Source organism: Bartonella sp. AP40SXNS, assembly GCF_042195825.1.
Lineage (GTDB): Bacteria > Pseudomonadota > Alphaproteobacteria > Rhizobiales > Rhizobiaceae > Bartonella.
This window is the reverse complement of record NZ_JBHIPB010000001.1, coordinates 327,561-338,288: the sequence shown is the minus strand read 5'-3', so window position 1 is coordinate 338,288 and position 10,728 is coordinate 327,561. Positions and strand designations below refer to the sequence as shown.

Here is a 10,728-nt window from a genome sequence, read left to right as displayed (position 1 = left end):
TATAGAAAAACCTTCTATAAAACCTCAAAATTTATAGTGTCATCAAATATTATGCTTATCTCTAGATAAATACTGTGCATCTGTAAAAAAATATCCACCCTCATTTTAATAAATAAGGGTGGATATTTTGTTCTGTTTTCGTTGTTCGTATTATTTTATTTTCAGAGTAATTGCACCACCTATTCCCCAATGACCACCAGCACTCGTGGCAGAGAGATTAGAGCGGATTTTCCCGTTTTCAGATGTATAACCAGCACCAAGAGCAAATGCGGATTGTCCACGCCATGCGCCGCTACCAAATGAGACACTCAAAGATCCTGGCTCGTCGAAGTAACGTAGGTTGGATACTGCTAGACCAACGGCGGCTGCTTGCCTTGCCTCTTTGCGTACGCTCTTAATATCATAACTTAAAATATTAAACTTCATATCTGTATATTGGTTAGCCCGATCAACAGCACCATCAATAGCATCAATCCTGATATTATTTATCCGTTGATCTGTGTAGTGCTTCGATTCATCGAGAACAATTTTCATCTGTTCTTGGGTATAGTCATGGAGCTGACCGCCATTAACAGCTTCTTTCGAACCTTGTTCAATGCGACCATTGGCAACATTATCAATCATAACAGGTTCACTTTCATTCCCACCTTGTAGAGTGATCTTATTGGCCTTTTTACCATCAGCATCTTTATCATAGTTAACTGCCCCATCAGCAAGATTATTAACCGTGTTCTCAATATTATCAACTCTGTCTTCAATATTGAAAACCGTTTCACCAATATTCGTAACCGTAGTGGAAATATTGTCGACTCTGCTTTCAATATGTTTAATATCTTTTTCAACGCCAGTGATACGTTCGTTGGTCTCCCAAAGCTGTCCACCATTGACTGCATCTTTTGAACCTTCTGCAATTTTACCATCTGCTACATTGATAATCTTACTTGGTTGACCATCATGGCTAGCGTCATAAGCTTTTTTCTGCTCATTCCAATTTAAACCATTGGACGAGACATTGTTTTCAACATTTTGAATGCGGTCGTTTATCTTAGACATACTCTCACTTACGCCGTCAAAAGCACTGACAACGTCATGATAATCCTTCTTTTCACTAGAGCTCCCGTCAGCCTTGAATTGTGCTATCTTGAAAGTAGGAGCAGTCCATTCTCCATTATTATAGCCAGCGCCACCACCAAAATACGCAGCCAATTGGTTGCTCATAAGATAAAGTTGCGAACCATTTACTGCATCGGTTGAATCTTCAGAAATGTCTCCATTGGCAAGAAATTTAATTTTGCTATTGGCTTTTCCCTCTCCATGCTGTGCCACAAATGCCTGCTCATCATTACTCCACAATAGAGAATCTTTAGAAACACCCTCTATTTTCTGAGTAAATTCATTGGCTACATGTGTTAAGCGGCTATTCACATTGTTGATATTGTCATCAAGCCCTATCAAAGCGTCACCAACATTATTATGGTCTTTAGATACTGCTACGCCATCTTCAGAAATGCGCGATAAATGATAGAGCGGACCGAATAAAATACCGTCGCTAAATTCTGCATTCCCACCCAAAATGTTTGCTACATCTCGAGATATTTTTTCAATCTGCCTACCATTGATCGCATCATGCGAATCTTCAGCAATTTTTCCATCTTTAACATTATGGAGGGAAACTGGTGCTGTAGTCTTATCACCACCCAAAGTTATGCTATTATAATTAACGGTATCGTTTTCTTTATCATAAAGAACTGCAGCAGCACTTGTAAGATTAATATCATTAGAAATCTTCTCTATACTTTTATCAAGCTGAGCTTTGTTAACAGCTTCATTACCATTCACAGCTGTCTTTACGCCAGAAATTATCCTATCGTTGCCTGCATTATTTGCAACATTAATTTCTGTACCCCCCGTTGTCACACCAACGGTAATAGTACCTGCATCTCCTTCCTGCTTAACAAGGCTGTTTTTTGTCGCATTCGTAATCTGATTTTGGATATTCGTGATAGAAGTATCAACAGCATTAAAAGCAGAACCAACATCATTATGAGAATTACCCTGAATTGTGTAAGTTGGTGCTTTACCATTAGATACATCTGTACCACCACCAAAATATTGTGATGTATTTTGAGAAATTGTTGAGAGATTATTCGTAACAGTGATAACATTCTGATTAGTAGCAAAGAGCTGAGAACCATTTACTGCATCGGTTGAATCTTCAGAAATGTCTCCATTGGCAAGAAATTTAATTTTGCTATTGGCTTTTCCCTCTCCATGCTGTGCCACAAATGCCTGCTCATCATTACTCCACAATAGAGAATCTTTAGAAACACCCTCTATTTTCTGAGTAAATTCATTGGCTACATGTGTTAAGCGGCTATTCACATTGTTGATATTGTCATCAAGCCCTATCAAAGCGTCACCAACATTATTATGGTCTTTAGATACTGCTACGCCATCTTCAGAAATGCGCGATAAATGATAGAGCGGACCGAATAAAATACCGTCGCTAAATTCTGCATTCCCACCCAAAATGTTTGCTACATCTCGAGATATTTTTTCAATCTGCCTACCATTGATCGCATCATGCGAATCTTCAGCAATTTTTCCATCTTTAACATTATGGAGGGAAACTGGTGCTGTAGTCTTATCACCACCCAAAGTTATGCTATTATAATTAACGGTATCGTTTTCTTTATCATAAAGAACTGCAGCAGCACTTGTAAGATTAATATCATTAGAAATCTTCTCTATACTTTTATCAAGCTGAGCTTTGTTAACAGCTTCATTACCATTCACAGCTGTCTTTACGCCAGAAATTATCCTATCGTTGCCTGCATTATTTGCAACATTAATTTCTGTACCCCCCGTTGTCACACCAACGGTAATAGTACCTGCATCTCCTTCCTGCTTAACAAGGCTGTTTTTTGTCGCATTCGTAATCTGATTTTGGATATTCGTGATAGAAGTATCAACAGCATTAAAAGCAGAACCAACATCATTATGAGAATTACCCTGAATTGTGTAAGTTGGTACTTTACCATTAGATACATCTGCACCACCACCAAAATATTGTGATATATTTTGACTTACACCTGCAACGTCGCGATTAACCTGCTCCAACTGAGCAAAATTCACTGCATCATCAGGTTCTTCCCCAGCTGCCACTCCTGTAATCTGCTTATTGCCAGCATCAATGCCATCCACAGTTATTTTAGCCCCATCAGCAAACAAAATGCCATCATCACTGATAGAGCTTCTCCCAGCGGTAACTCGTTCCACTGTAATATTATTAGCTAGATCAAATGTTACATTATTGTTTTCCTCACCTTTTGTAATCTTAAGATTGTCACTTGCAGCCGACAAATCTACAGTATCTTGTACACCAACAGCTTTAGCATTTTTACCCCCAACAGATAGTGTCCAACCTTGGTCTACGTATTTTTGCAATGATTTTAACTGTGCAACATTAACGGCATCAGTGTCGCCACTACCAGCTGCCACTCCTACAATCTGGCGCGTTTTTTCTGATTTAGCATCACCAACACTTACTGCACCTAGTGTACTCGCCCATATCATGTCGTCAGAATCTGAAGGGCCTTTAGTTAAAGAATTATAACCGATAGCGCCCGCAGCAACATCAGCCACAGACTCGCTCCCAAGAGCAACGCCTAAATTTATCGTCGTTTTTGAATAAGCACCAAAAGCTATAGATTCCTCACTGTCCGCCTTAGCACGATGTCCAATAGCAATTGATTCTTCGCCCGTCGCTATTGTACGGCCCTCAGTAGGAATCGGCTTACTACCACTTCTACCTTCACCACCTATTGCGATACTTTTTTTACCTACAGCGTACGCCAAATGACCTACAGCAACAGTAAAGCTATTATCCACCTGCGCGCCATAACCAACAGCAACCGAATCTGGAGCGTTTACTATTATCTTGGCACCAAGAGCAACAATATCACTCTTTCCATGGAGTTTTTCAGCCTTTGTTATATCATTACCAAATATGACATTAGTACCCTCTACGTCACGTTGCAGTCCGGTATCGCGCTGCATTCTAGTCATAGAGTCATTACGCAAAGGATTCAATGCATCAATAATCGCTGTATTCTCACCATTCTGTACACTGATAATCGATTTTTTATATTGCCAGCCTGCATCTAATGTCCTTTCAGATGAATTTTTACCATCTGCCCTCAAAACATTCACAATAGGATCATCATTACTTATAGCAGAAAGGGTTTTGGTTAAAAAATTTACATAGTTATCGGAAGCGTTAACTTTTGGCATCATTGCTACATTCAATGCTGTTAAATAATTTTCCTTATCACCATCATAGTAATCATACGCAGAGATAATGCTTTGCGGATAAACCACGGCAGCATTCTTCACATTTTCAAGAGATGCTTTTGTTAAATCGAAATTTGCTGAAAAAACAGGAGCAGCATTCGATAAAAACAAGGCAACCGCAGTTCCCAACGAAGCTACTTTAAACAATGATGATCGACGATGTGAGCGAGAAAAACTCAAATCACGCAGATTTTGTGTAGTATATAATTTTTTCATAATACCCCCCTTCATAATAATAGATTAAAAACACAAAAAAGGTATGATCTAGAGCTCTAAAGCTTTCCTATTTCCCTTGCGTGTTCCTGCTTTTACAGCGTGTTTTAGGACATCAATAAAATTAAGACGTAAGCTTTTGTTTCTGCAGCGACTTTAAAGAGTAATTAGGGGTAGGTTCATGAAAATCAATTTAAGGAAGGTAAAAAAATACTTAATATTAGAATAGCTTTCGTTTTTTCTATCAAAGGTTGTGTATCGTTTTTTAGCTTTGATCTCTTTGAAAGAGATATAATTTTTGTGCCTATTGATCATCCGCTTAGGCATCAGTTTATTTTTCGTGAATAAGATTTTTTTATTTCATTAGAGGATTTATGAAAGCTTTTTACTAAAATGCCCCATCTATATCCTTACTAATGGTAATGTGTCTCGTTGCTGTATCCTATTTTACAAAAATACTCACTGCTACTTGTTCTTTTATTCCCTTCAGTTGTGAAAAATTCACTGCATCAGTATTGCTAGTTCCTTCTGCAACATTTGTTACTTTTTTACTTGCCGCATTAATATTACCGGTGGTTATTTGCGGGACATCAGTAATTACTAAGCCTGTTGCATCGACTTTTCTTTTCTCTCCTAATGTTATGCTTTTCAATGATATATCATTAGCCAAACCAAATATGAGCTTATTTTCATCGTCCTCATCTCTTTTAACCGTGAAGTTACTTCCTCCAGATGAAAAATTTATTGTACTATCTAGCACCCATATCTTTAGCTTCCTCACCAGAAATAGACAGTTTCCAACCTTTTTTCTTACGACTTCTTCTAAATCCTGCAATTGTCTAAGGTTCATTGCATCGGCAGGTTTGCTACCAGCTGCTACACCTATAATTTGTCGCGTTATGTTCTTACTAGGAACACCAATACTTATTGCAACTTTCATACTTTTCCATTGAGATTCAGTGTTTTTAGCCGGTCCTTGCAGAAGAGACGTATACCCAAAAACGCCATCAGCCCTACCGGACACAGAGTTGTCTCCAATAGCCCCCATCAACCGTCACTTTAGAATAGGAATCTAAAGCGATACTTCCAACCCCATTTGCTTTTGAATAGAAACCCATAGAAATAGCTTCTTGAGCAAATGCATATACACGGGTGACCAAGTGAAATCGAACCATATTCTAAAGTTTTAGAAACAGTTCCCACTACTGTTGAATAATCACTCTTCGCAAGTTGTATAATCATTTTCCCCGTATTCGCTCTTCTTATTATATTCACCACCTATTGCGATCTGCTTTTCTCTAAAGCGTGAGCCATATTGCATACAGCAACGCTCCATTCTTTTTCCGTTTGCGCTCCACTATCTAAAGCAATACTTATGTTTGGAGTACGTTGCATATCTGTAGATCGTTTCATTATAAAGCATACGTTTAAAACTATACGAAAATAAAAGCTAAAACTGTCTCATTTTATAAAGGGTATATTCGTATTTACATTGCGTGAAGCATTTTAACAAATAAAAATAATAGCAATCAATTTTTTGAATCTTTACCACTAAGGTCTTTTATTCTCAACAAAAGTTGTCATAGGCTTTTTATATTCGGATTTTATATAATTACGGGTGTTTTATACATTTAGAATAGCTTTAGAGAGCTCTGGAAGAAAGTAAAATTTTTGCCCTTTTCTTAAATAAGAAAAAGGCAAATCAATTTTATGGATTTAGTCGTTTATTAGTTGAGTATCACATTAACCCCTGCACTTATACCCCAGTGACCTCCAGAAGTGGTAATTGACAAGTTGGAACCAATATAACCGTTCTCTGAAGTATAACCTGTACCAAAAGCAAAAGCAGATTGACTACGCCATAAACCACTACCAAATGCGATAGTTAATTTTCCAGGGATATCACTATAGCGTAAACTAGATACCGCTAAACCAACAGCTGCTGCTTGTCTTGCCTCTTTTCGAACATCCTCAACAACATAACTTAATGTCGAAACCTTCATATCCGTATATGAATTAGCCCCACTAACTCCATCTTTTACAAGATGAGAAATTTGCTCATCCGTATACTTATTGGCACTTTCAAGAACAAAATCCATCTTATCTTTTAATTGACCGCCATTAACCGCTTCTTTCGAATCTTTTTCAATCTTTCCATCGGCTACATTGTCTATTAATACTGGAGAACTGTCATCTACACCAACTAATGTAACTTTATTGGTCTTTTTGCCCGTTTTTTTATCTTTATCATATTGTACAGATCCCTCCGTAACTTTATTTTCAATATCCTTTACCTGATCCGTAATCATCTGCTGAGTTTCCCAAAGCTGTCCTCCATTCACTGCTTCTTTTGAATCTCTGTCTACCTTACCATTCACTACATTGATAATCTTACTTGGACTCTTAACACCCTGAGAATCAACATGAGATGCATCATAGCTTCCTTTTTCTTTATTCCAATTCAGACTATTCGAAGAGGTATCCTTTTCAACTTCTTTTATACGATCGTTGATATTGCTCATGCTGTCATTAACAACATCAAATGCTTCAGAGACACTATTACGCTCCTCTTTATCACCTTTCGTACCATCCTTATTAAAGACCTGAACGTAGAATTTTGGTCCTTGCCAGTTTCCTTCCTTATCATAACCAGATCCTCCACCAAAATATGAGGCAAATGTCTGTTGAAGAGTATAAATCTGACCACCATTAATTGCATCCGTAGAATCTTCTGATATCTTTCCTTTCGCAAGGAACGTGATCTTGCTGTTTTCCTTTTTACCTTCTTCTTCATGCTGTGCTACAAACGCACCTGCATTATCACTCCACAACAACGCATTTTGCTCAATGTTGTCTGAAATCTCATTATGAAGATTCTTGAAAACCTTATTTACACCGGCAAACGCGGCTGCAATGCTATCATAATCTTCCTCTACAAAGCTTCCATCTTCTTGAAAAGTCATTATCTTGAAACCTGGAAGAACCCAGCCATCACCATCATACTTAGCATCACCACCAAAATACTTTGCTAGCGACTGATTCAGATCATAAATCTGCCCGCCATTAACCGCATCACTCGAGCCTGATACTATAGAGCCAGCCGCAAGTGATGTGATCTTGCTTGCTTTTCTGTCATCACCTTCCCCATGCAGAGCGACAAAAGCTTTTTCACCATCGCTCCAAGATAAAGAATCTTGTGCAACTCCCTCTGAGACCTCCTTAATGCGAGCGTTCACATTTTTGATATTCTCATCAAGCCCTTTAAAAGCAGAACCAACATCGCTATGCGGTTTATCTGTTACTTCACCACCTTTATCAATGCTGGATAAATTATAAGTTGGCCCTTTAAAAGCACCATCCTTAAATTCAGCATCTCCACCCAACAATTTTGCTATATCCATTGAAAGGATGTGAACCTGTCCTCCATTGATAACATCCGTTGAGTTGTCCGCAATCGATCCGGAGGCTACATTATGGAGCGCAACTGGTGTAGAATCCTTCCCTTTACCAAAAGTTACATTTGTATAATCAGTTTGATTATCTGTTGTTTTATCGTAAAGAACAACAGATGAACTATCCGACAGAAGGGTATCAGAAAGATCCTTCAAACCTTTATCAAATTGTTTTTTGTTCACAGCTTCATTGTCTTTTTCTGCTGCCTTCACACCAGAAAGGGTTCGATCCTTACCACTCTTGTTTGCGATATTGATTTCACTACCTTCTACTCCTTTACCAATGTTGATAACATCTTCATTTTTCGTAACAAGAAGATTACTGATTACATCGCTGATCGCAGTTTGAACCTTTGTGAAAAGTTTACCCACACCTGAAAATGCATCTGATACATTCTTATAGCTTGATTCAGCTTCAGTGCCATCATCATTGATAATTTTTAGCTTAAAATCAGGAACTTTCAATTCCCCATCCTTATATTCAGCGTCATCAGAGAAATATTTTGCAACCTTATCGCCCAGTGAATAAAGTTGAGAACCATTTACGGCGTCCATTGATTCTTTCGTAATATCTCCTACAGCAAGCGATGTGATTTTACTTGCTTTTCTGTCATCACCTTCCCCATGCAGAGCGACAAAAGCTTTTTCACCATCGCTCCAAGATAAAGAATCTTGTGCAACTCCCTCTGAGATCTCCTTAATGCGAGCGTTAACATTTTTGATATTCTCATCAAGCCCTTTAAAAGCAGAACCAACATCGCTATGCGGTTTATCTGTTACAACACCTTTTTCATCAATATTCGATAATTTATACTCTGGTACTTTAAAGTTTTTTCCATCAAAGGATACATTTCCACCTAAAATTTTTGATAAATCCTCAGTGATTGTATGAATCTGACTACCATTAACAGCATCTGTCGAACTTGTGCTAAGATCACCAGATGTAACACCCGTTACCTTTTTATTTCCAGCATCAATACCACCGGTGGTTATTTTCGGACCATCAGTAATTACTAAGCCCGTGGCATCGAAGGTATTTTTACCTATCTTTACGCTCTCCAGTGCAATATCCTTAGCTAGATCAAATTTTATATTATTGTCATCTCCGCCCTTTGTAATATTTAGGTTGCTACTTCCAGCAGAAAAATCTACTCCGCTATTCATGAGAACAGTGGTAGCATTTTTATCTCCAACAGAGAGTTTCCAACCGTTTTGTCTTACAACTTTTTCTAAGTCCTGCAACTGTCTAAGGTTCACTGCATCGGTAATATTAGAACCAGCAGCTACGCCTGTAATTTGTCTGGTTATACCCTTACTATAATCACCAACACTAACTGAGCCCCGCGTACTTTTCCATTGCGCCTCGATGTTTGTTGCAGGCCCCTGTAACAAAGAAGTGTAGCCAAACTCACCAGCAGCCCTATCGGATATAGAATCGCTTCCTAGAGCAACACCTCCCGCAACCGTCACATTAGAGCTAGCGCCTATAGCAACTCCCTGCAGCGCCTGCTCCTTTGCGTATGCATTGTATCCCATAGCAATCGCTTCATTTGCATAACTATGTGCTTTACTACCGAAGGCTATTGAAAAATCACCAAATGAAACTGTTCTCTCTTTTTCATCAGAACTATCGGTTAGAGAAGAGCCTATTGCAATGCTATTTTTAGTATTTCTACTACTACCAGCTAAAGCAGTTAAGCCGATAGCAATCCCTTGGTCAGCCTTCGTCTGCGCTACCTGCCCGAAAACAATAGCATCATGCGCTTCTCCCTGAGCTCGTACACCATAAACAAGAGGATTACCCAAATCCTGCTTGCTAGTTATCTGATCTCCCTTTACAACTCTTGGAGTTAAATCTGCTCTTGTTATTTTTTTACTTCCAGCATTCATATCAATTGAACGTATCGAATTGCTGGCTTCTGGTAAAACATTCACTATAGGACTATAATCACTTACACCAGTAAGAGTTTTGGTTAAAAAATTTGCATAGTCTTCAGAATTATTCAAACCAGCAACAGAGAGAATGCTTTGTAGATAAGACACGCCGGCACTTTTTACACCTTCAAGAAACGTGTTTCTAAAATCAGGATTTGCTGAAAAAACAGGTGTAACATTCGATAAGAATGTAGCCGCTGTAGCCAACGAAAGAACTTTAACAAAAGAAAAATGAGAAAATTTTAAATCGCTCCCTGCTAATTTTGTATATAATTTTTTCATAGTGAACTCCCCAATGAAAGAAATAACTATAAACACAAAAAAGACACATTTAAACGCTATACAGTCTTTCAAAGTTGTTTTTTCTAAACGTATTCAAAAAATTTAGTACCTGACTGAAAAGATAAAGAAGTTGTTTTTTAAGATTAATACGTTTTGCTCTTTTACATTTTCTAAGAAAGTAAATTTTTGGTGACTGGTTTTTTAATCTTTAAACTTATTGGTTGTTTTTTGCAAGGGGTAGAGTTAATTTAGCGTATTGTTTTATAACTTCTTCCAGTAAAGTTGAAATACATTTGAATGTATAATTTTATCTTAGTAGAAAACTTTTTAATAGATTTGTAGAGAGCAAAAGTTTTTTATCTGTAGAGTGCTACAGATTTTTCAGATTTAAAAATTAAAGAAGAAAATAATGAACTTATAATTTATGAAAGAACTCATTATCTTATTTTGAAATAAGAAGTTCATTTTGTTGAAAGTGTATAGGTTTTTTCTG

The 10,728-nt window shown here is 37.7% G+C and carries 3 protein-coding genes; all 3 read right to left on the bottom strand.

The window, feature by feature from the left end; all coding sequences use genetic code 11:
- Positions 1-150: 150 nt before the first annotated feature.
- Positions 151-4,569: a Vomp family autotransporter gene (locus tag ACFILZ_RS01265; RefSeq protein WP_375682327.1), complete on the bottom strand. Its 4,419-nt coding sequence runs from the start codon at positions 4,567-4,569 to the stop codon at positions 151-153.
- A gap of 439 nt (positions 4,570-5,008) precedes the next feature.
- Entirely contained in the window at positions 5,009-5,614 is a 606-nt protein-coding gene (locus ACFILZ_RS01260) for a hypothetical protein (RefSeq protein ID WP_375610050.1), read from the bottom strand.
- A gap of 679 nt (positions 5,615-6,293) precedes the next feature.
- Positions 6,294-10,235 (bottom strand): YadA-like family protein, encoded by a 3,942-nt coding sequence (locus ACFILZ_RS01255; protein WP_375610049.1) that lies wholly within the window; start codon positions 10,233-10,235, stop codon positions 6,294-6,296.
- Positions 10,236-10,728 lie beyond the last annotated feature (493 nt).